General features: G+C 70.4%; 21 protein-coding genes. 12 read left to right on the top strand and 9 right to left on the bottom strand.

Annotated features, from left to right (window positions below):
* Positions 1-8: 8 nt before the first annotated feature.
* Positions 9-782, top strand: coding sequence for an SDR family oxidoreductase (locus JMJ56_RS15150; protein ID WP_202832596.1), 774 nt, complete (start codon positions 9-11; stop codon positions 780-782).
* Here JMJ56_RS15150 and JMJ56_RS15145 read toward each other — a convergent pair.
* Positions 772-1530, bottom strand: a complete 759-nt coding sequence (locus tag JMJ56_RS15145; RefSeq protein WP_328702387.1) for a VOC family protein — start codon at positions 1528-1530, stop codon at positions 772-774. The genes JMJ56_RS15150 and JMJ56_RS15145 overlap by 11 nt on opposite strands.
* Complete coding sequence (locus JMJ56_RS15140) at positions 1527-2015, bottom strand: CinA family protein (RefSeq protein ID WP_202832595.1); 489 nt, start codon at positions 2013-2015, stop codon at positions 1527-1529. The genes JMJ56_RS15145 and JMJ56_RS15140 overlap by 4 nt, the downstream gene beginning before the upstream one ends.
* Positions 2016-2122: 107 nt before the next feature.
* On the opposite strand from JMJ56_RS15140, the gene JMJ56_RS15135 reads away from it, so the two are divergent.
* From JMJ56_RS15135 to glgX, 7 genes are all read left to right on the top strand, one after another.
* Positions 2123-2827 carry an ABC transporter permease gene (locus JMJ56_RS15135; RefSeq protein ID WP_328702386.1) on the top strand — a complete coding sequence of 235 codons (705 nt, stop codon included), beginning with the start codon at positions 2123-2125 and terminating at the stop codon, positions 2825-2827.
* Positions 2827-3516, top strand: coding sequence for an ATP-binding cassette domain-containing protein (locus JMJ56_RS15130; RefSeq protein ID WP_202832594.1), 690 nt, complete (start codon positions 2827-2829; stop codon positions 3514-3516). The genes JMJ56_RS15135 and JMJ56_RS15130 overlap by 1 nt, the downstream gene beginning before the upstream one ends.
* Positions 3513-4331, top strand: a complete 819-nt coding sequence (locus tag JMJ56_RS15125) for a substrate-binding domain-containing protein (RefSeq protein ID WP_202832593.1) — start codon at positions 3513-3515, stop codon at positions 4329-4331. Before JMJ56_RS15130 ends, JMJ56_RS15125 begins: the two co-directional genes overlap by 4 nt.
* A 94-nt stretch (positions 4332-4425) precedes the next feature.
* Positions 4426-6894, top strand: a complete 2469-nt coding sequence (locus JMJ56_RS15120) for a glycogen/starch/alpha-glucan phosphorylase (protein WP_456318792.1) — start codon at positions 4426-4428, stop codon at positions 6892-6894.
* Positions 6895-7009: 115 nt separating this feature from the next.
* Positions 7010-8293 carry a glucose-1-phosphate adenylyltransferase gene (glgC, locus tag JMJ56_RS15115; protein ID WP_202832591.1) on the top strand — a complete coding sequence of 428 codons (1284 nt, stop codon included), beginning with the start codon at positions 7010-7012 and terminating at the stop codon, positions 8291-8293.
* Positions 8294-8295: 2 nt separating this feature from the next.
* Positions 8296-9699: a glycogen synthase GlgA gene (glgA, locus tag JMJ56_RS15110; RefSeq protein ID WP_202832709.1), complete on the top strand. Its 1404-nt coding sequence runs from the start codon at positions 8296-8298 to the stop codon at positions 9697-9699.
* A complete protein-coding gene (glgX, locus tag JMJ56_RS15105) occupies positions 9692-11641 on the top strand; it encodes a glycogen debranching protein GlgX (RefSeq protein ID WP_202832590.1) in 1950 nt (649 codons plus the stop codon). Before glgA ends, glgX begins: the two co-directional genes overlap by 8 nt.
* A gap of 3 nt (positions 11642-11644) precedes the next feature.
* Here glgX and JMJ56_RS15100 read toward each other — a convergent pair whose 3' ends face one another.
* From JMJ56_RS15100 to JMJ56_RS15070, 7 genes are all read right to left on the bottom strand, one after another.
* Positions 11645-12622 carry a branched-chain amino acid ABC transporter permease gene (locus tag JMJ56_RS15100; protein WP_202832589.1) on the bottom strand — a complete coding sequence of 326 codons (978 nt, stop codon included), beginning with the start codon at positions 12620-12622 and terminating at the stop codon, positions 11645-11647.
* Positions 12619-13473, bottom strand: coding sequence for a branched-chain amino acid ABC transporter permease (locus JMJ56_RS15095; protein ID WP_202832588.1), 855 nt, complete (start codon positions 13471-13473; stop codon positions 12619-12621). The genes JMJ56_RS15100 and JMJ56_RS15095 overlap by 4 nt, the downstream gene beginning before the upstream one ends.
* A gap of 3 nt (positions 13474-13476) precedes the next feature.
* Positions 13477-14193 carry an ABC transporter ATP-binding protein gene (locus JMJ56_RS15090; protein ID WP_202832587.1) on the bottom strand — a complete coding sequence of 239 codons (717 nt, stop codon included), beginning with the start codon at positions 14191-14193 and terminating at the stop codon, positions 13477-13479.
* Positions 14190-14939, bottom strand: a complete 750-nt coding sequence (locus JMJ56_RS15085) for an ABC transporter ATP-binding protein (protein WP_236037790.1) — start codon at positions 14937-14939, stop codon at positions 14190-14192. Before JMJ56_RS15085 ends, JMJ56_RS15090 begins: the two co-directional genes overlap by 4 nt.
* Positions 14936-16255, bottom strand: a complete 1320-nt coding sequence (locus tag JMJ56_RS15080; protein WP_202832586.1) for an ABC transporter substrate-binding protein — start codon at positions 16253-16255, stop codon at positions 14936-14938. The genes JMJ56_RS15085 and JMJ56_RS15080 overlap by 4 nt, the downstream gene beginning before the upstream one ends.
* A gap of 89 nt (positions 16256-16344) precedes the next feature.
* Positions 16345-17310 (bottom strand): Bug family tripartite tricarboxylate transporter substrate binding protein, encoded by a 966-nt coding sequence (locus JMJ56_RS15075; protein WP_202832585.1) that lies wholly within the window; start codon positions 17308-17310, stop codon positions 16345-16347.
* A 73-nt stretch (positions 17311-17383) separates the two neighbouring features.
* A complete protein-coding gene (locus JMJ56_RS15070; RefSeq protein ID WP_202832584.1) occupies positions 17384-17845 on the bottom strand; it encodes an AraC family ligand binding domain-containing protein in 462 nt (153 codons plus the stop codon).
* Positions 17846-18102: 257 nt separating this feature from the next.
* Here JMJ56_RS15070 and JMJ56_RS15065 point away from each other — a divergent pair, with 257 nt between their 5' ends.
* The 4 genes from JMJ56_RS15065 (at position 18103) to dxs (ending at position 22298) form a co-directional block, all read left to right on the top strand.
* Positions 18103-18987, top strand: coding sequence for an NAD(P)-dependent oxidoreductase (locus JMJ56_RS15065; protein ID WP_202832583.1), 885 nt, complete (start codon positions 18103-18105; stop codon positions 18985-18987).
* 203 nt (positions 18988-19190) lie between these two features.
* The gene (locus tag JMJ56_RS15060; RefSeq protein ID WP_202832582.1) at positions 19191-19463 is read left to right on the top strand and encodes an exodeoxyribonuclease VII small subunit; all 273 of its coding nucleotides are present in this window, start codon (positions 19191-19193) and stop codon (positions 19461-19463) included.
* Between the two features lies 1 nt (position 19464).
* Entirely contained in the window at positions 19465-20376 is a 912-nt protein-coding gene (locus tag JMJ56_RS15055) for a polyprenyl synthetase family protein (protein ID WP_407927915.1), read from the top strand.
* A complete protein-coding gene (gene dxs / locus JMJ56_RS15050) occupies positions 20376-22298 on the top strand; it encodes a 1-deoxy-D-xylulose-5-phosphate synthase (protein WP_202832581.1) in 1923 nt (640 codons plus the stop codon). Before JMJ56_RS15055 ends, dxs begins: the two co-directional genes overlap by 1 nt.
* The last annotated feature ends 4 nt before the right edge of the window (positions 22299-22302 follow it).

Genomic DNA, 22302 nt, shown 5'->3' with positions numbered 1-22302 from the left:
ACGACGCCATGGAGATGGGAATCGCCGGCAAGCGGGTGTTGATCACCGGCGGATCGAAGGGGATCGGCCTCGCCTGCGCCGGGGCCTTCGCCGCCGAGGGGTGCGACCTGGTGCTCGCCTCGCGCGACGGGGCGGCGCTGGAGCGGGCGGCGGAGGGCATCCGGGCGCGGCACAATGTCAGCATCGCGACACATGCCGGCGATCTCGGCGATGCCGGGGCGCGGGAGGAGCTGGCCGCGACCCATCCCAAGATCGACGTGCTGGTGAACAATGCGGGCGCCATCCCGGGCGGGACGCTGGCCGATATCGACCTCGCCCGCTGGCAGGAGGCCTGGGCGCTGAAGGTCTTCGGCTACATCCATCTCTCGCGGCTTTATCTGCCCCAGATGGAGGCGCGGGGCGATGGCGCCATCGTCAACATCATCGGCATGGCCGGGCGGGCGCCGCGGGCGGACTACATCTGTGGCGCCTCGGGCAATGCGGCGCTGATCGCCTTCACCGCGGCGCTCGGCGGCAAGTCGACGGACAGGAATGTCCGGGTGGTCGGCATCGCGCCGGGGGCGACGATGACGGACCGGATCATCACCCTCTCCAGGTCGCGGGCGAAAACGAAATTCGGCGACGAGAACCGCTGGGAGGAGATGCTGGCCGGGCTGCCGCTCGGCCGGGCCGGAAAGCCGGAGGAGATTGCCGACCTCGCGGTGTTCTGCGCCAGCCCGCGCGGCGGCTACCTCTCCGGCACCACCATTGACGTGGATGGCGGGGCGCAGTTCAGGGGGTAGCCCGCGTCCCGAGCAGGGCGAAGAGGGCGCCCTGCGGGTCGATGCCCTGGAGGACGAAGGCCTCGCCGGGAACCTCCATCGGCCCGTTGACGATCTGGCCGCCGGCCTCGCGCACCCGGCCGGCGGCGGCGTCGATGTCGCCGACGGCGATGTAGAAGCACCAGAAGGGGCGGGGGATGGCATCCGACTTGTTGAACATGCCGCCCATCGCCGGGCCGCCGAGGCCGAAGGTCTGGTAGGTGCCGAGCGGGCCGATATCCACCGCCTCTGCCCGCTGCCAGCCGAAGAGCGCGGCGTAGAAGTCGAAGGCGGCGAGCCAGTCGGCCGCCGCCAGCTCGTTCCAGCCGACATGGCCTGCCGTGCCGATGGGCTGCGGCTCGGGCACGGCACCGGCGAAGATGGCGAAGACGGCGCCCTGCGGGTCGCCGAGGACGGCGAAGCGGCCGATCTCGATGCCGCGGGGCGGGACGTGGACCACGCCGCCCAGCGCCGTGGCGCGGGCGACGGCCGCGTCCACGTCATCGACCAGGATATGGCCGATCCAGCCGGGGAGGGCGCCCTTGGCCATATCCGTCGGCTGCAGCGGCAGCAGGCCGGCGGCGGGACGGTCGCCGGCGGTCAGCAGGGTGTAGGGCTGGTCCGGCGTCGAGGCGTCGCGCGAGCCCCAGCCGGTGACGGCGCCGTAGAAGCGGGCGGCGGCCTCGGGGTCGGGCACCATCAGCTCGTGCCAGGCGAAGTATCCGGTCACGGCGCGGCCTCCAGCGCCTCGACCAACAGACCGAGCAGGCGGGCGCCGAATTCGCGCATGTTGACGACGCGGTCGCCATGGCCGGTCTCGACCGTGAGCGTCCGCGGCACGGGGCCGGCGACGGCGAGGCAGGCATGGCCGGCCGGGTAGCCGTAGCGGTTGCCGCTCGGGCCCGTCGCTCCGGTTTCGCCGAGGGCCCAGACCGTGCCGAGGCGTTGGCGCATCCCTTCGGCCATCATCGCCGCATAGGCCTCGGTGGAGGGGGGCACGCCGTCCAGCCGCTCGGGCGGGATGGCCAGCAGCGCCTCGCGCGCCGCACGGGTGTAGACCACGGTGCCGCCGAGGAAATAGGCCGAGGCGCCGGGCACCGCGAGCAGCGCGGCCGAAACCAGTCCGCCGGCCGAGGATTCGGCGATGGCGATGGTCTCGCCGCGGGCCTTCAGCAGGGCGCCGGCGCGGGTGGCGATGGGCAGCAGGCTTTCCATGGCGGTCCTCCTCCCCGGCAGGAGAACCGCCGGGGCGGTGGGCGGCAAGTGAAGATTGACCACTGGGCCCGGCGCCATCACCTTCCCGCCGCTTCCGGGGGGCTTTCGTGCAGGATCTGGGCTCCGCCTTCATGGCCGCCATCGCGCTGGTCCGCGACGGGGATGCAGGGATGCTCGCCATCCTCGGCCTGTCGCTGCGGGTGAGCCTGGCGGCGCTCGGCATCGCGGCGGTGGTCGGGCTGCCGCTCGGGGCGCTGCTGGCCGTCGCGCGCTTCCCCGGGCGGCGGGCGGTGGTCGTGGCGCTGAATGCGCTGATGGGGCTGCCGCCAGTGGTCGCCGGGCTGCTGATCTACCTGCTGCTCTCGCGCTCCGGGCCGCTCGGGCATTGGGGGCTGCTGTTCACGCCGGGGGCGATGGTGATTGCCCAGGCGGTGCTGATCACGCCGATCCTCGCCGCCCTGTCGTGCGGGGTGCTGGAGGCGCTGTGGGAGGAATATGCCGAGGCGCTGCGCTCCTTCGGCGCAGGGCCCTGGCGGGCGGTGCCGACCTTGCTCTGGGATGGGCGCTTCGCCTTGCTCACCGTGCTGCTGGCCGGCTTCGGGCGGGCGAGCGCGGAGGTGGGGGCGGTGATTTTGGTCGGCGGGAATATCGAGGGCTTCACGCGGACGATGACGACGGCGATCGCGCTCGAGACCAGCAAGGGCGACCTGCCGCTGGCCCTCGCCCTCGGTCTGGTACTGATGGTGATCGTGCTCGGGGTGAATGCGCTGGCGCAGGGGCTGCGCGATGTCGCGCTGCGCCGGGCCGGCTGATGCTGCCAATCCGGGCGGAGGCGGTCTCCTATGCCGCGGGCGGCGCGGCGATCCTTGACGAGGTGTCGCTCACCATCGCGCCGGGTGCGCCGATGCTGATCCTCGGGCCGAATGGCGCGGGGAAGTCGGTGCTGCTGCGGCTGCTGCACGGGCTGCTGCGGCCGGAGGCGGGGCGGATCACGCCGGCGGCCGCGATTCGCGGGGCGATGGTGTTCCAGCGGCCGGTGCTGCTGCGGCGCTCGGTGCTGGCCAATCTCCGCTACCCGATGGCGCTCGCGGGGGTGTCGAGGGCGGAGCGCCTGCGGCGAGCGGAGGTGGCACTGGCGGAGGTCGGGCTTTCGGCGCTGGCCGGGCGGCCGGCGCGGCGGCTCTCGGGCGGCGAGCAGCAGCGGCTGGCGCTCGCCCGGGCGGCGGCGCTGGAGCCGGAGGTGCTGTTCCTCGACGAGCCCTGCGCCAGCCTCGACCCGGCGGCGACGCGGGCGGTGGAGGAGATCATCGCCCGCATCGCCACGCGGGGAACCAAGATCGTGATGACCACCCATGACCTCGGCCAGGCGCGGCGGCTGGCGGGGGAGGTGGTGTTCCTGCATCGCGGTCGGGTGGTGGAAAGCGCGCTCGCCGAACGCTTCTTCGCCGGCCCCGCCAGTGCTGAGGGGGCGGCCTTCCTTCAGGGTGAGTTGCTGTGGTGAGACGCCATCTGGTTCTTGGCCTGCTGCTGACCGGCCTCGCCTTGCCGGCAGCGGCACAGGAGCGGTTCATTACCCTCGCCTCGACGACCAGCACGGAGCAGTCGGGGCTGTTCGGCCATATCCTGCCGGTCTTCATCCGTGCCAGTGGCATCGGCGTGCGGGTGGTGGCGCTCGGGACGGGGCAGGCGCTGGATGTCGGCCGGCGCGGCGATGCGGATGCGCTGCTCGTGCATGACCGGGCGGCGGAGGAGCGCTTCGTCGCCGAGGGGTATGGCGGGCCGCGGCGGCGGGTCATGTACAACGACTTCGTGCTGATCGGCCCGGCCTCCGACCCGGCCCGGATCGCCGGCACGCGCGACGTGGCGGAGGCGCTGCGGCGCGTTGCGGCCAGGCAGGCGCCCTTCGTCTCGCGCGGCGACCGCAGCGGCACCCATGCAGCGGAATTGCGGCTCTGGCAGGAGGCAGGCATCGACCCGGTGCAGGGGCGCGGGCAGTGGTATCGCGAGATCGGGCAGGGGATGGGGCCGGCGCTCAACACGGCGGCCGCGCAGGAGGCCTATCTGCTGTCGGATCGAGGAACCTGGCTCGCCTTCCGCAACCGGCAGGCGCTCAAGGTCTTGGTGGAGGGGGATGAGCGGCTGCTGAACCAGTATGGCGTGCTGGCCGTCAGCCCACAGCGCCATCCGGGCGTGAAGGTGAAGGAAGCGCAGGCCTTCATCGACTGGATCACCGGTGCGGCGGGGCAGGCGGCGATCGCCGGCTACCGGATCAACGGAGAGCAGTTGTTCTTTCCCAATGCCGCCCCACCGAACTGAACGCGAAGTCGGTTCAGTTTCGTGCAAGGGTCTGGCACTATTCCGTGAGGACTGCGGCGGTGCCGCCATGGTCTCTGTAAAGGTAGGTCGCCCCGTGGACACGCTGGCCAATTCATACGTTCCCCTGCCGGCCGAGGCGCTCGATGCCGAGTCCCTGCGGGCGGCGATCGTGCGGAAGCTCACCTACGACCTCGGCAAGAGCCAGGCCGGGGCACGGGACCGCGACTGGTTCATGGCGACCGCGCTGGCGGTGCGGGACCGCATCATCGACCGCTGGCTGAGCGTGACGCGGGCTGCCTATGAGGGCGGGCAGAAGCAGGTCTACTACCTCTCCCTCGAATTCCTCATCGGCCGGCTATTGCGGGACGGGGTGACGAATCTCGGCCTCGATCATCTGGTGGCTGAGGCGCTGGCGCCGCTCGGCGTCGATTTCGAGAAGGTGCGCCAGGCGGAACCGGATGCAGCGCTCGGCAATGGCGGGCTCGGGCGGCTCGCGGCCTGCTTCATGGAGAGCATGGCGAGCCTCTCCATCCCCGCCTTCGGCTACGGCATCCGCTATGAGCACGGGCTGTTCCGGCAGATAATCCGTGACGGGTGGCAACAGGAATACCCGGAGGACTGGCTGAATTTCGGCAACCCCTGGGAGTATGCCCGGCCGGAGATCGCCTACGACATCGGCTTCGGCGGCAGCGTCGAGGCGGTGATCGTCTCCGAAGCGCGGATGCGCCATGTCTGGCATCCGGCCGAGACGGTGCAGGCCGTCGCCTATGACACGCCTGTGGTCGGCTGGCGCGGCGAGCATGTGAACACGCTGCGGCTGTGGTCGGCGCGTGCAGCCGATCCGCTGAAGCTCGACGCCTTCAATTTCGGCGACCATGTCGGCGCGTTGGCCGACCGGGTGCGGCAGGAGAGCATCTGCAAGGTGCTCTACCCCTCCGACGAGAGCCCGGCGGGGCAGGAGCTGCGGCTGAAGCAGGAGTATTTCTTCGCCTCGGCCGCGCTGCAGGACCTCGTGCGGCGCCACCTGCGGGTCTATGGCGACCTGAAGTCGCTGCCGGACAAGGTCTCGATCCAGCTTAACGACACGCATCCGGCCATCGCCATCGCCGAGCTGATGCGCATCTGCGTCGACCTGCACGGCATTGCCTGGGATGAGGCCTGGGAGATCACCCAGGGCACGGTCAGCTACACCAATCACACACTGCTGCCGGAGGCGCTGGAGAGCTGGGCGGTGCCGCTGATGGAGCGGCTCCTGCCGCGCCACATGCAGATCATCTACCTGATCAACGCCTTCCACCTCGACCGTATCCGGGCGAAGCATCCGGGCGACACGCGCCTGCTCTCCTCCGTCTCGCTGATCGAGGAAGACCATGGGCGCCGGGTTCGGATGGGGCATCTCGCCTTCGTCGGCTCGCACAAGGTGAACGGCGTCTCCGCGCTGCACAGCGACCTGCTGAAGAAGACCGTGTTCAAGGATTTCCACGCGCTCGAGCCGGGGAAGGTGGTCAACAAGACCAATGGCATCACCTTCCGGCGCTGGCTGCAGCAGTGCAATCCGGGCCTGACCGGGCTGCTGACCGAGGCGATCGGGCCGCGCTTCCTCGACGAGCCGGAGGCGCTGAAGGCGCTGGTGCCGCTGGCAGGCGATGCCGGCTTCCAGGCGAAGTTCCTCGACGTGAAGCGGCAGAACAAGGAGGCGCTGGCGGCGCTGATCCGCAGCCAGCTCGACATCCGCGTCGATCCGCATGCGATGTTCGACGTACAGATCAAGCGCATCCACGAATACAAGCGCCAGCTGCTGAACGTGCTGGAGACGATCGCGCTCTATGACGCGATCCGTTCGCAGCCGACGCGGGACTGGGTGCCGCGCGTCAAGATCTTTGCCGGCAAGGCGGCGGCGAGCTACCACCGTGCGAAGCAGATCATCAAGCTGGCGCATGACGTGGCGCGGGTCATCAACAGCGACCCCACGGTGCGGAACCTGCTGAAGGTCGCCTTCCTGCCCAACTACAACGTCTCGCTCGCCGAGATGATCGTGCCGGCGGCCGACCTCTCCGAGCAGATCTCGACGGCGGGGATGGAGGCCTCGGGCACCGGCAACATGAAGCTCGGGCTGAACGGGGCGCTCACCATCGGCACGCTGGACGGCGCCAATGTGGAGATGCTGGAGCATGTCGGGGCGGAGAACATTTTCATCTTCGGCATGACGACAGAAGAGGTGGAGCAGCGGCGGCGCGACGGCATCCAAGGTTTGGCGGCGGTCGAGGCCTCGCCGCGGCTTGCGGAGGTGCTGGAGGCGGTGCGCTCGGGCGTCTTCTCGCCGGATGACCGCAACCGTTACACGGACCTGGTGGATGCGCTTTGCGGCAGCGACTACTTCATGGTCTCGGCCGATTTCGACGCCTATTTCGAGGCGCAGCGCGACGTGGCGGGGCGCTGGGCGGAGGGGGCGGCCTGGCATCGCTCGGCCATCCTGAACACCGCCAATATGGGCTGGTTCTCCTCCGACCGGACGATCCGGGAGTATGCCGAGGAGATCTGGCAGCTGCCGGTCCGGAAATAGGCGCGGCACATTCCGCGCCGGCGACGCGGGCGTGATCGCCGCGAAGTCGATTCGCAACTGTCGCGCGGATCGATTTCCCGGCAATCTCTGCCCGCCGCCACCGGGGGAGACAGGCATGCCGAACAGCCGTGAGTATGGGCCGGAACGCGCTCATGGGCCGCTGGCCCGCACGGCCATGGCCTTCGTCCTGGCCGGCGGGCGCGGCAGCCGGCTGATGGAGTTGACGGACCGCCGGGCCAAGCCGGCGGTCTATTTCGGCGGCAAGTCGCGCATCATCGACTTCGCCCTTTCCAACGCCATCAATTCCGGCATCCGGCGCGTCGCGGTCGCCACGCAATACAAGGCGCACAGCCTGATCCGCCACCTGCAGCGGGGCTGGACCTTCCTCAGGCCGGAGCGGAACGAGAGCTTCGACATCCTCCCCGCCAGCCAGCGTGTCTCGGAGCAGAACTGGTATCTCGGCACGGCGGATGCGGTGTTCCAGAACAGCGACATCATCGCCGACATGGCGCCGCGGCACATCGTGCTGCTGGCCGGCGACCACATCTACAAGATGGACTACGAGAAGATGCTGGCGCAGCACGTCGAGAGCGGCGCCGACGTCACCGTCTCCTGCATGGCGGTGCCGCGGCTGGAGGCGCGCGGCTTCGGGGTGATGAAAGTCGACCAGACGGCGCGCATTGTCGAGTTCCTCGAGAAGCCGGCCGACCCGCCGGGCATTCCGGACCGGCCGGACCTCGCGCTCGCCAGCATGGGCGTCTACGTCTTCGAGACGCGCTTCCTGCTCGACCTGCTCAGGCGGGATGCGGAGGACCCGAATTCGGAGCACGACTTCGGCAAGGACATCATCCCCTGGCTGATGCGGAACGGGACGGCCGTCGCGCATCGCTTCGAACGGTCCTGCGTGCGCTCCTCCTCCGAATTCCAGCCTTATTGGCGCGACGTAGGGACGGTCGATGCCTATTGGGAAGCCAATATCGACCTGACGGACATCGTCCCGCCGCTCGACCTCTTCGACCGCGACTGGCCGATCTGGACCTATGCCGAGATCACGCCGCCGGCGAAATTCGTCCATGACGTCGCGGGGCGGCGAGGGGAAGCGATCTCTTCGCTCGTCTCGGGCGGGTGCATCATCTCGGGTGCCTCGGCGCGCCGCTCGCTGCTCTTCACCGGGACGCGTCTGCATAGCTGGTCGAAGGTCGAGGGGGCGGTGCTTCTGCCGCAGGTGGATGTCGGGCAGCATGCGCGGCTGACCAATGTGGTGGTGGACCGGGGCGTGAGGATTCCGCCCGGCCTCGTCGTCGGCGAGGACCCGGTGGAGGATGCGCGGCGCTTCCGGCGGACGGAGAAGGGCATCTGCCTTGTCACCCAGGCGATGCTGGACAAGCTGGCGGGATGAGCCTGCGTGTATTGGCGGTTGCCTCGGAATGCTTCCCGCTGGTGAAGACAGGGGGGCTCGCGGATGTGGTAGGTGCCCTGCCCGGGGCGTTGGCGGCGGAGGGCATCGGCGTCACGACGCTGCTCCCCGGCTACCCGGCGGTGCTGTCGGCGCTCGAGGGCGGCGAGGCGGTTCGCGAATGGCCGGAGTTGTTCGGCGGGCCGGCGCGGCTGCTACGCGGTGCGACGGCGGGGCTCGACCTGATCGTGCTGGAGGCGGCGCATCTCTATGGCCGGCCGGGCAACCCCTATCTCGGACCGGACGGGCAGGATTGGGCGGACAATCCGATCCGCTTCGCCGCGCTCGGCCGGGCGGCGGCGGAGGCGGCGGAAGGCTTCGGTATCGTCCATGCGCATGACTGGCAGGCGGGGCTCGCGGGTGCCTATCTGCGCGGGGCGCGGCCGCTGGTCTTCACCATCCACAACCTGGCCTTCCAGGGGCGGTATCCGGCGGAGCTCTTCCCGCGACTCGGCCTGCCGGCGGAGGCCTTCGCCGTCGAGGGGTTGGAGTATTTCGGGGGCGTCGGCTTCCTCAAGGCAGGACTCCACTATGCCGACCGGATCACGACCGTCTCGCCCACCTATGCGGCGGAAATCCGCACGCCGGAGGGTGGGATGGGACTCGACGGGCTGCTGCGGCATCGCGCGGCGGCGGTGAGCGGCATCCTCAACGGGCTGGATACGGCGGAGTGGAACCCGGCGACGGACCAGCATCTGGCAGCGCGCTTCTCGCTGGCGGAGCCCGAGGCGCGGGCGGCGAACCGGGCGGTGCTGCAGGCGCGGTTCGGGCTCGGGGAGGGTGGGCCGCTCTTCCTCTTCGTCGGGCGGCTGGCCTGGCAGAAGGGTATCGACCTGGTGCTGGACGCGCTGCCGGCGCTGCTGGCGGAGGGCGGGCTGCTCGCCATCCTCGGTACCGGTGACCGTGCGCTGGAGGCGCGGTGCCGGGAGGCGGCAGCGGTGAATCCCGGGCGGGTCGGGGCGGTGATCGGCTTCGACGAGGGGCTGGCACGGCTCGGCTATGGCGGGGCGGACGCGGTGCTGGTGCCCTCGCGCTTCGAGCCATGCGGCCTCGCGCAGCTCTGCGCGCTCCGCTACGGGGCGCCGCCGGTGGTGACGCGGGTCGGCGGGCTCGCCGATACGGTGATCGACGCCAACGAGGCGGCGCTGGCGGCCGGGGCGGCGACGGGGGTTCAGTTCGCCCCGCCTTCCGCCGAGGCGCTGGCGGGGGCGCTGCGGCGGACCGCAGCGCTCTGGCGCGATTCGCCGGCCTGGGCGGCGATGCGGCGGAACGCGCTGGCGGCCGATGTTTCCTGGGCGCGGTCGGCCGGGCGCTATGCGGACTTGTTCAAGGATTTGGTGAATGGCTGAGCCGCAGCCGGGCGTCGTCGCCGATGGCGATGGGGTGCGTGTCGGCATCGTCGCGCCGGATGCGACGGGCGTGGAGTTCTGCCTTTTCAAAGGCGAGCGGGAGGTGGCGCGACACCGCCTGACGGCGCGCACGGGGGCCTTGTGGCATGGATACGTGCCGGGCATCGGCGTCGGGGCGCGCTACGGATTCCGTGCGGAGGGACCATGGGCGCCCGAGGAGGGGCACCGGTTCAACCCGGCGAAGCTCCTGGTCGACCCCTGGGCGGTGGCGCTGGACCGGGGCTTCCGGCTGCATCCGGCGCTCCTCGACACGGGCGAGTGGCCGGACGGGACGGACAGCGCACCCTACCTGCCGAAGGGGATCGTCGCCGGGACAGCGGCAGTGCCGGCGCAGATGGCGCTGTTGCCGGCAGGGCCGCGGGTGGTCTACGAGGCGCATGTCCGCGGCTTCACCATGCGCCACCCGGCCATCCCGGAGGCGATCCGCGGCACCTTCGCCGCGCTCGCCCATCCGGCGGCGATCGCCCATCTGCACAGGCTCGGGGTGACGCATGTCGAAGTGCTGCCGGTGGCGGCGGGGATCGACGAGCGGCACCTGCCGCCGCTCGGGCTGACCAATTACTGGAACTACAACCCGGTCGCCTTCCTCGTACCCTGTCCGCGCCTGGCGCCGGGCGGAATGGCGGAGGTACGGGCCGCGGTCGCGTCGCTGCGGGCGGCGGGCATCGGCACCATCCTCGATGTCGTCTTCAACCATAGCGGCGAGGGGGATGCGGAGGGGCCGACGCTCTCGCTGCGCGGGCTCGGCAACCGCGCCTTCTACCGGACGCGCGGAGCCGGCTACGCGAACGATGCGGGGACGGGGAACACGCTCGCCCTCGACCGGCCATGGCCGCTGCGGCTGGTGATGGATGCACTGCGGCACTGGGCCGTGCAGGCGGGCGTCGCCGGCTTCCGGCTCGACCTGGCGGCGACGCTCGGGCGGCGGGAAGGCGGGTTCGACGCGCAGGCGCCGCTGCTTTCGGCCATGCGGCAGGACCCCGTGCTGCGCGAGTTGCTCATCATCGCCGAGCCTTGGGATATCGGCACCTATGAGCTTGGCCGCTTCCCCGCCGGCTGGGGCGAATGGAACGACCGCTTCCGCGATACCACCCGCCGCTTCTGGCGCGGGGATGGCGGGTTGCTCGGGGAATTGGCGACGTGCTTCGCCGGTTCGGCAGATGTTTTCGGCGCCGCCCGCCCGGCTGAGGACAGCGTCAACTTCATCACTGCGCATGACGGCTTCACCATGGCCGATCTCACCGCCTACACGGCGCGGCGCAACTGGGCGAACGGCGAGGAGAACCGCGACGGCACGGGGGAGAATTTCTCCTGGAACCACGGCGTCGAGGGGCCGACGGATGACCCTGGCGTGCTCGCCAGCCGGGGCGGTGACGTGCGCGCGCTGCTCGCCCTGCTGCTGACCGCGCGGGGGACGCCGATGCTCTCGATGGGCGACGAGGCGGGGCGCAGCCAGGGCGGCAACAACAACGCCTACGCGCAGGACAACCCCATCTCCTGGTTCGATTGGGAGGAGATGGACGAGTGGCTGGTCGAATTCACCGCGGCGCTCGTGCGGGCGCGGCTCACCCATCCGGCGCTGCATGACGGGCGCAGGCTGACCGGCGCCGCCACCGATGCGAGCGGCATCCCCGATGTGGAGTGGCTGCGGCCGGAGGGCGGGGCGGCGGATTGGAGCGACGGCCGTGCGCTGGCGGTCGCGCTGTATGCCGAGGGGGACCGGGTTCTGGTGGCGCTGAATGGCGGCGAGGCGCCGGTGCCGCTGGTGCCGCCGGCGCCGCGGGAAGGCTTTGCCTGGCGCTGCCTCGCCGACAGCGCCGGGGCGGAGGGCGACCTCGCCCCGCGCAGCATCCGCTTGCTGGCGGAGGCCGCGCCCGGCTGAGGCCTATTTCGCGCCGACCGGCAGGCCGAGCGGCGCGGCCGCGCTGCGCCGCTTGCGCTCCACGATGCCGACGATGCCGCGCGGCAGGTAGATCATGAAGAGCACCAGCAGGATGCCGTAGATCAGCGGCGCGCCGCCGGTGAACTCCGTGCCGAAGGCGATGCGCAGCACCTCCTCGAGGCCGATGGTGATGATGGCGCCGACGGTCGGGCCGAGCGGGGCATACATGCCCCCCGCGATCGCACCGAAGACGATCTGCAGCGAGATGCCGAGGCCGGCGAGCGATTCGGGGTTCAGGTACATCCGGTACTGCGCCATCAGCGTGCCGGCCAGCGCGGCGAGGGCGGTCGAAATCAGGGTGACGCGCAGTTTCTCCCGCGTGACCCGGATGCCGATGGAGGCGGCGGCCTCCTCGTCCTCGGAGATGGCGGCCAGCGCCTTCGAGGCCATGGAGCGGTCGAGCAGCCACCAGGCGAGCAGCCCGATGGCCCAGGCGAGCAGAGCCAGCCACCAGAAGCCGGATTTGTCGAACTGCATCGCCAGCAAACCCTGGTCGGGCGGAACGCGGTCCGGCGTCATGCCGAGCGAACCGCCGGTATGGTCACGGAGCGCGACAATGAGGATGCGGACGATCTCGCCGGCGGCGAGCGTCACCAGCGCGAAGTAGTGGCCGACGACCTTCAGCCGGAAGCAGGGGTAGCCGAGCAGGACGCCGGCCAGGGCCGCCAGGATCACGGCGATGGGGATGCCGACCCAGGGCGTGAGCCCGGCCATGTTCCAGAGCAGCGCCATGGTATAGGCACCGATGCCGAGAAAGGCGCCATGGCCGAAGGAGACGAGGCCGTAGCGCCCCATCATCGCCCAGCCCGTGCCGGCGACGGCCGTCAGCAGCACGGTGACGCCGAGATGGAGGAAGTAGTCGGGCGGCGAGAGCAGCGGGATGCAGGCCAGCGCCAGCAGCAGGGGGATGACGTATCTCATCGTGCGAAGAGCCCCCGCGGCCGGGCGAAGATGGTGACGATGAAAAAGCCGAAGGCGACGACATAGGAGAATTCGGTCGTGCCCCAGAAGCCGCCGACCGAGACGATGATCCCCATGATGAAGGCGGCGAGGAAGCCGCCCAGCATGTTCCCGAGCCCGCCCATGACGCAGATCATGAAGGTGATCGGCCCGAAGGAGAGGCCGACGAAGGGGTGGACGTCGAGCTGCACCACCAGCAGGCAGGCAGCGAGCCCGGCCAGCGCCCCGCCGACCGCCGAGGCGATGAGGTAGATGCGCTGCGGATCGACGCCCATCAGCGGCATCACCTCCCGGTCGCGGGCGATGGCGCGGATGGCGGTGCCGACATAGGTGAATTTCAGGAAGGCCCAGAGCAGCGCCGCACCCACCAGCGCGGCGCAGAAGGCCGCGAGCTTGGTGCCGCTGACGAAGATCTCGCCCACCTCCATCGGCGGCATGTCGACACCGAGGCTGCGGAAGTCGGTGCGGAAGATCAGCGTCATCGCGCCCTGCAGCAGGAAGAGCACGCCGCCCGTCGCCAGGACCTGGTTGATCGGCGGCGCCGCAAGCAGCGGCCGCACCACCAGCAGGTGCAGCAACAGGCCGAGCACCGAGACCACCGGCAGGCAGGCGGCGAAGGCCACCCAGAGCGGCCATCCCGCCTGGGTATAGAGGAACCAGACGGCATACATGCCGACCATCACCAGCTCCGCATAACAGAGCCAGACCACGTCCACGACGCCGAAGACGAGGTTGAGGCCGAGCGCCGGCAGGGCGAACACACCGCCGAGGAGGATGCCGTTGACGAGCGCTTCCAGCAGGAAGGAGTCCATGGCTTAGTGCCCTCCGAGATAGCTGCGGCGGATGGCCGGGTCCGCGACGAGATCGGCCGAGCGGCCCTCGGCGGCGACGCGACCGGTCTCCAGCACATAGGCGCGGTCGACGACGCGCAGCACCTGCGCCACGTTCTGCTCGACGATCAGCACCGTCAGCCCTTCCTCGCGGATGCGGCGGACGAGGTCGAACACCTGCTTCACGACGATCGGGGCGAGACCGGCCGAGGGCTCGTCGAGCAGCAGGATGCGGGGCGCGCACATCAGGGCGCGGCCGATGGCGCACATCTGCTGCTCGCCGCCCGACATGGTGCCGGCGAGCTGGTGCCGGCGCTGCTTCATGCGGGGGAAGAGGTCATAGACGCGGTCGCGCCGCTCGGCGAAATGCGCGCGGGCAGCGGGCGAGAAGGCGCCGACCTTCAGGTTCTCCTCGACGGTGAGATGCGGGAAGAGGCGGCGATTCTCCGGCACATGGGCGATGCCGAGCGAGGGCAGCAGATGCGCGGGCGTCGTCGCCAGATCCTGCTCGCCGAAGCGGAGGCTTCCCGCGGTCGGGCGGATCAGGCCGGAGATGACGCGGAGCAGGGTGGTCTTGCCGGCGCCGTTCGGCCCGACGACGCCGACCGCCTCGCCCGGCTCCACGCGGAGGCCGATGCCGAAGAGCGCCTGGAAATCGCCGTAGCCGGCATGGATGCCAGACAGTTCCAAGGTCGCGCTCATGCGGCGCGGCTTTCGGGCGGGCCGAGATAGACCTCGGCGACGCGCTCATCCGCTTGCGCCGCCTCGGGCGTGCCCTGGAAGATGACGGCGCCGTGGTCGAGCACCACGACGCGATCGACGACCGAGAGCAGCACGCCCATGATATGCTCGACCCAGACGATGGTGATGCCGCGCTCGTCACGGATGCGCTTCAGCATGGCAGCGGCCTGATGCATCTCGGCGGTGTCGAGGCCGCCGAGGCTCTCATCCGCCAGCAGTAGGCGGGGCTGGGTGGCGAGCGCCCGGGCCAGTTCCAGCTTCTTCAGCCCCGCCGCGCCGAGGCCGTGCGCCGTCGCGTGCGGGTCGTCGGGGAGCTGGGCTAGGCGGAGGGCGTCGCGGGCGCGGGTCTCCGCCTCCTCGCGGGCGATGTGGCCGCCGGCGCCGTAATGCGCGGCGAGGGTTGCATTCTCCAGCAGCGAGAGGCCACGGAAGGGGCGGGGAATCTGGAATGTGCGGCCGATCCCCCGCCGGCAGGTCTCGTCCGCCGTCAGCCCGCCGATCTCCTCGCCGGCGAGCCGCACCGAGCCGGAGGTCGGGCGGAGCATTCCCGCGACGCAGTTGAAGGTCGTGCTCTTGCCGGAGCCGTTCGGGCCGAGCAGGCCGAGGATCTCGCCCTTGCCGACCGCAAAGGAGACGTTGTCGACCGCGGTGAAGCCGCCGAAGCGCTTGGTGAGCCCGGCGACCTCCAGCAGCGGGGCCGTACTCATCGGGCGGCGTAGGCGTTGCCGGCGGGCAGCGGCATGACGATCGGCTGGCCGAGCGAGGTCGGCCAGACCACCTTCGACTTGCCGTTCTCGAACTGCATGACGACCGCGATGCTGCGCTCGTTCTGCCCGGCCATGGGGTTGCCGGGAGGCACGAATTTCACGCCATAGCCCTGGATGGTGCCGCCGGTCGGCACGTCCACCTGGAGCGCCGCCTCGCGCAGGGCATCGGCGGTCATTCCCCCGGTCTTGCGGACGGCGGGCCTGAGGACGTGCTCGAGGAAGATCCAGGTGTTGTTGAAGCCCATGGAGGCATGGGTCGGCGGGTCGCTCAGCTTATGCTTCGCCTGGAAGCGGTCCATGAAGGTCTTCGCCAGGTCGCCGACGCCCGGCTGCAGCTTGCTCCAATCGAGCATCTGCGTCGCCGCCGGGTCCACGTTGCACATGAAGTTCACGTCCTGGCCGAAGGTCTCCGTCAGCCGGTCGATCTGCGACCAGCCGGCACCGTGGCCGATCAGCATCTTGAAGCGGAGGCCGCCCGACTTCGCCTGGCGCAGGAAGAGCGTGATGTCCGGGTTGTAGCCGACCTGGAGGACGATGTCGGGCCGCTCGCGCCGCAGCTTCGTCACCAGCGTCGAGAGGTCGGGCGCGGTCGAGGAGTAGGCTTCCTTGAGGACGATCGGCATGTTGCGGCTCTTGGCATTCGCCTCGATCGCCGAGGCGACGCCGGTGCCATAGGGCCCGTCCTCGTAGATGACGCCGAGCTTCACCTTGTCGGGCGCCAGGCCGAGCTTCGCCTGGGCATTGTCGGCGATGGCGGAGATCGAGCCCTCGCCATACTGGTCGGAATGCACGGTGGGGCGGAAGACGTAGCGGAAGTTCTTGTCCTTCAGCACCGCCGTCGCGATGGCTGAAGTGATCCACATCATCTTCCTCGACTGCTCGAAGCGGCCCGAGAGCGGCACGGCATGGGCGGAGGAGTAGATGCCCGTCACCACCTCCAGCCGCTCCTGGCCGAGCAGGCGCTCCATCTCGTTGATGGCGACGTCGGCCTTGCTCTGGCTGTCGGCGGTGACGGCCTGGACGGGGCGGCCATCGACGCCGCCGCGCTCGTTGAACAGCTCGATCGCCACCTCGGCGCCCCAGAACAGCGGCTGGCTGCCGGCGCCGGCGAAGGGGCCGGAGAGATCGGTCATCACCCCGACGCGGAGCGGGTCGCCGCCGCGGGCCGGCCCTTGGGCGCGTGCGACGCTGGCGGGGATGGTAAGGGCGGCGCCAGCCCCCAAAAGGCCGCGCCGGGTGGTCCCGAATGCCGTCATCTGGCGTCTCTCCCTGGTGCCGCTGCCCTCTTCCGGGGCGCGTGCCATATCAGCCAAGCCGTCTTGCGGCATGCCGTCAAGCGGAAGCGCTATTCGGACGGAATGCCGGCCTGACGGATGATGTCGCGCCAGAGCGGCACCTCGCGGGCGATGCGCTCGGCGAGCGCGGCCGGGCCGCGCGGCTCGACGCCGAAGCCCGCGGCGCGAAGCCTGGCGCGGGTCGCCGGCTCGGCGAGGGTGGCGAAGCTGTCGCCCGCCAGGCGGTCGATGATGGCGGGCGGCGTGCCGGCGGGGGCGAGGAGGGCCTGGAAGGTCTCCGAGACGAAGCCCGGATAGCCAAGCTCCTGCATGGTCGGCACGTCCGGCAGGTCCGGCCATCGCTCGGCGCTGGTGATGGCGAGCGCGCGGACCGCGCCGGAGAGGATGTGCGGCTGGGCCGGCGGCAGCGCCGCGACGCCGGCCGGGGTGACGCCGCCGAGCACCGACTGCACCGCGAGCGCCGCGCTGGCATGAGTGATCTGCACGAACTCGATCCCCGCGCGCAGGCGCAGCAGTTCCGCCGTGAGGTGAGGCGTGGAGCCGGTGCCGGGATTGGCCATGTCGAGCCCGCCCGGCCGCGCCTTGGCGGCGGCGATGAGGTCGGCGAGCGAGCGGATGCCCGATTGCGCGCCGGCAATGATGAGATTGGGCGAGGCGCCGAGCTCCGTTACCGGGGCGAAATCCCGAACCGGGTCATATCCCGGGCTGCGGAAGAGGCTCGGATTGACTACGAAGCCGGTGGAGACGACCAGCAGCGTGGTGCCGTCCGGCGCGCTGCGGGCCACATGGGCGGCGCCGATATTGCCGCCGCCTCCGCCCCGGTTCTCGACGACGACCGGCTGGCCGAGGGCGGCCGTGAGCCCGGCCGAGAGCACCCGGGCCATCACATCGGTCGGGCCACCGGGCGCGAAGGGGACGACGATGCGGACGGGGCGGTCGGGGTAGCGGCCCGGTTGGGCGCGGGCCGCGAAAGGCGCGGCGGCGAGCCCGAGGGCCAGGCGGCGCGTGGCCCGCATGGCGGCGTTTCCTTCCCTTGGGGCCGGTCGGCGCCGGCCTCAAGGAAAGCTTGCGAAGCGGCGCCGCGCCGCGTCAAGGCGCCGCGTGGGTATCGTCCGGCCGCTGTGGCGGCAGCTTGATGGCGATCGCCCGGAACCGGCCGGTGGTGGCGCGGGAGCCGGCATGGATGGTGCCCTTGGGGATGACGATGAGGTCGCCCGCCTTGATCTGCACCTCGCGGTCGCCGAGCCAGAAGGAGCCGGCGCCATCCAGGATCAGCTGGATCTCGTTCGCATCGGCATGGAAGTGGCGGAACACGTTGCCGCTCTGGACCGCCACCGTGCCGTCGGGCGTGGCGACGAGGGTGCGGCTGCGCAGGTCGGTATCGCGGATGAGTGGCCCGATTTCCTCATCCGTCATGGTCATGACGTTGACGATCCGCGGCTCCAGCGGCGGCGGAGAGGATTGCGCCTCGGCCGAGGGCATGAGGCGGGCGGCGAGCAGGCCAGCCACGAAGGCACCCGCGAAGCCGGCATGGAGGAGGGGACGGCGCATCGTTCTGCCTTTCTTGTCGGACGCAGGACGATCATCGGCAGGCGGCCAGGGCGATGCAAGCAGCGCCTACTTCCGGTTCCGCGCCCAGACGGTCACCATCATCACCACGACGAGAATGACCATGCCCATCCGGTGCTGGCTGATCCACTCGAGCGCCTGTTCTATCGGCATGTTGGTCCCCCAAGGCGGCGGAGAGTGGCCTGCGTTGCGCCGCCGGCCAAGAGCGGGCGAGAGTGCCCGGAAGGGGAGGGACAATCATGGAACAGGTCGTCGGCGTGATCGGCCTCGGCATCATGGGGGGCGCCATGGCGCGCAACCTGCGGGAGGCGGGCTGGCAGGTCTCGGGCTTCGACACCAACCCGTCCCGCCGGGCGGAACTGGCCGCGGCGGGCATCGCCATCGCCGAGGATGCGGCGGCGCTGGCGCGGGAGGTGCCGCTGCTGCTCACCAGCCTGCCGCGACCCGGGTCGCTGCACGACACGGTAGCCGCACTGGCCGCGGCCGGGCTGCCGCCGCGGCTGGTGGTCGAGACCAGCACCTTCGCGCTGGCGGACAAGCAGGCCGCCGCCGGGATTCTCGCCGGGGCGGGGCACCGCATGCTCGACTGCCCGCTCTCCGGCACCGGGGCGCAGGCGGTGCATCGCGACCTGGTGGTCTATGCCAGCGGGGACGGTGGGGCGATCGCCGGGCTGGCGCCCTTCTTCGCCGGCTTCGCCAGGGCGGCGCATGACCTCGGCGAATTCGGCAACGGCACGCGGATGAAATTCGTGGCCAACCTGCTGGTCGCCATCCACAACCTCGCCTCGGCCGAGGCCATGGTGCTGGCGCGGAAGGCGGGGCTCGATCCGGCCCAGGTGGCCGAGGTGGTGCGGGGCGGCGCCGGCAATTCCCGCGTCTTCGAGCTGCGTGCGCCGATGATGGCGGCGGGCAGCTACGCTCCGCCCAGCATGCGCCTCGCGATGTGGCAGAAGGACATGGCAGTGATCGGCGACTTCGCGGCCTCGCTCGGTTGCCCGGTGCCGCTCTTCAACGCGACCCAGCCCTATTATGCGGCGGCCATGGCGCAGGGCCTCGCCGGGGAGGATACGGCGGCGGTCTGCGCCGTGCTTGAGCGGATGGCCGGCATCGGGCGCGACGGGTGACGGGGGCACCGGCCCGGGACTGGCGCGGGCCCCGGCAGTGAGGGCCGCGGGGAATGCGGGGAAAGCCATTGAAATCCTGTGATTTCCAAGGGTTGGCAGACGTCGGTGTGCCAAAATTGGAACGGACGGCGGGCGATGCAAAGCAGCCGGTGTTACCAAACGGGTAAGGGCTGTATGCTGGGGGTTCGAACCAGGAGCACCGAATGGGAGAGGCGCAAGGCCAGACGGCCCCTGCGCGGCGGCCATCCCCGCCGGAGGATATCGCCGCGCTGTCCTTCGAGGACGCGCTGGCGGAGCTGGAAGACATCGTGAAGTCGCTGGAAGGCGGCCGGGGCACGCTCGCCCAGGCCATCGCCGATTACGAGCGCGGCGCCGCGCTCCGCCGGCATTGCGAGCAGAAGCTGGCGGAAGCGGAAGCGAAGGTCCAGGCGATCGTCGACGCCCCTGGTGGCCCCACCCTCCGCGACGTGGAATGAGATGAGCATGACCACCCAGACCTTGGACCTCCGCCGTGCCATGGCGCTGGCGGCGGAGGAGATCGATCAGGCCCTCGACATCCTGCTGCCGCCGGAGGAAGGGCCCGAGGCGCGGCTCTATGCGGCCATGCGCTATGCGGCAGTCGGCGGCGGCAAGCGTCTGCGCGGCTTCCTGGTGCTGGAAGGAGCCCGGCAGTTCGGCGTCTCCCGCCATGCGGCGCTGCGCGTCGCGGGCGCGCTCGAGATGCTGCATGCCTACAGCCTCGTCCATGACGACCTGCCGGCGATGGACGATGACGACCTGCGCCGGGGCAAGCCGACCGTGCACAAGGCCTTCGACGAGGCGACCGCCATCCTCGCCGGCGACGCCTTGCAGACCCAGGCCTTCGCCGCGCTGGCGCATGAGGACACGCATCCCGATCCTTCCGTCCGGGTGGAGCTGGTGCGATGCCTTGCCCAGGCCGCCGGCGCGCGCGGCATGTGCGGCGGGCAGATGCTCGACATGCTGGCCGAGGAGAGCGGGGCGGCGCTCGACGAGGCCGCTATCGGCCGCTTGCAGACGCTGAAGACCGGCAAGCTGATCGAATTCTCGGCCGAGGCGGGGGCGGTGCTCGGCAAGGCCGCGGCCTCCCAGCGGCATGCGCTGCTCGGCTACGGCCGCGACCTCGGCGCCGCCTTCCAGATCGCAGACGACCTGCTGGACGCCACCGTCACCGCCGAGGAGGCGGGCAAGCGCACCGGCAAGGATGCCGAGGCCGGCAAGGCGACGCTCGTCTCCCTGCTCGGGCTCGATCGGGCCCGGCTGCAGGCCGAGCGGCTGGTGGACCAGGCCAAATCCCATCTTGACGTCTTCGAAGAGAGGGCAGACCTCTTGCGCATGCTCGCAGATTTCGTGATCGAGCGGAGGAGCTGATGTCCGTTCCTTCCGCCACCCCGCTCCTCGACCGTGTCAAGATCCCGGCCGATATGCGCAACCTCTCGGGCGAGCAGCTCAAGCAGCTCGCCTCGGAGCTCAGGGCCGAGACCATTCATGCGGTCAGCCAGACCGGCGGCCATCTCGGCGCTTCGCTCGGCGTCGTCGAGCTGACGGTCGCCATCCACGCCGTCTTCGAGACGCCGCGGGATCGGCTGATCTGGGATGTTGGCCACCAGGCCTATCCCCACAAGATCCTGACCGGGCGGCGCGACCGCATCCGCACGCTGCGCCAGGGCGGCGGCCTCTCCGGCTTCACCCGCCGCAGCGAGAGCGAGTACGACCCCTTCGGGGCAGCGCATTCCTCGACCTCCATCTCCGCCGGCCTCGGCATGGCGGTGGCGAGCGAGCTGCGGGGCGACCCGCGCAATGTCGTCGCCGTGATCGGCGACGGCGCGATGAGCGCCGGCATGGCCTATGAGGCGATGAACAATGCGGGCGCCGAGCGCTCGCGCCTGATCGTCATCCTCAACGACAACGACATGTCGATCGCGCCGCCGGTCGGCGCTATGAGCGCCTATCTCTCGAAGGTCGTCTCCTCGCGGCCCTTCCTGTCCATTCGCGACATGATGGCGAAGCTGGCGCGGCGCTTCCCGGCGCCGATCGAGCGCGCCGCCAAGCGGGCGGACGAGTATGCGCGTGGGCTGCTCACCGGCGGCACGCTCTTCGAGGAACTCGGCTTCTACTATGTCGGGCCGATCGACGGGCACGACCTCGACCACCTGCTGCCGATCCTGCGGAATCTGCGCGACACCGAGCTCGGCGAGCCGGTGCTGCTGCATGTGGTGACGCAGAAGGGCAAGGGCTATGCGCCCGCCGAGGCGAGCGCCGACAAGTATCACGGCGTCGTCAAGTTCAACGTCGTCACAGGTGAGCAGCAGAAGCCGCCGCCGGGGCCGCCGAGCTACACCAAGGTCTTCTCCAATGCGCTGATCGCGGAAGCGGAGGCGGATGAGCGCATCGTCGCCGTCAACGCGGCGATGCCGGCGGGAACGGGGCTCGATGCCTTTGCGAGGAAATTCCCCAAGCGCAGCTTCGACGTCGGCATTGCCGAGCAGCATGCCGTCACCTTCGCCGCCGGCATGGCGACGGAGGGGATGAAGCCTTTCTGTGCCATCTATTCGACCTTCCTGCAGCGCGGCTATGACCAGGTCGTGCACGACGTGGTGCTGCAATCGCTGCCCGTCCGCTTCGCCATGGACCGGGCAGGTCTGGTCGGTGCCGATGGGGCAACCCATGCGGGCAGTTTCGACATCGCCTATCTGGGCTGCTTGCCAGGCATCGTGCTGATGGCGGCGGCGGACGAGATGGAGCTGATGCACATGGTCGCGACGGCGGCCGCCATCGACGACCGGCCGAGCGCCTTCCGCTACCCGCGTGGCGAGGGTCTGGGGCTTGAGTTGCCGAAGCGGGGCACGCCGCTCGAAATCGGCAAGGGACGCGTGCTGCGCGAAGGGACGAGCGTCGCCATCCTTTCCTACGGCGCCCGGCTGCAGGAATGCCTGAAGGCGGCGGACGAACTCGGGGCGCGTGGACTTTCCACCACCGTCGCCGATGCGCGCTTCGCCAAGCCGCTCGATACCGACCTGGTCGAGCGTCTGGCACGCGAGCATGAGGTGCTGATCACCATTGAGGAGGGCTCGGTGGGCGGCTTCGGCAGCTTCGTGCTCCAGCACCTGGCGCTGCGCGGGATGCTGGATCATGGGCTGAAGGTGCGGCCGATGTGCCTGCCGGACCGCTTCATCGACCATGAGGCGCCGAAGAAGCAGTATGACGAAGCGGGGCTGAATGCCGCGCAGATCGTCGCCATGGCGGTCGCGGCACTCGGTGCTGGGGCTGCGGCGCAGCCGGCGCGGGCCTGAGGCG

Source organism: Belnapia arida, assembly GCF_016773205.1.
Taxonomy (GTDB): domain Bacteria; phylum Pseudomonadota; class Alphaproteobacteria; order Acetobacterales; family Acetobacteraceae; genus Belnapia; species Belnapia arida.
This window is presented reverse-complemented; position numbering and strand designations above follow the sequence as displayed.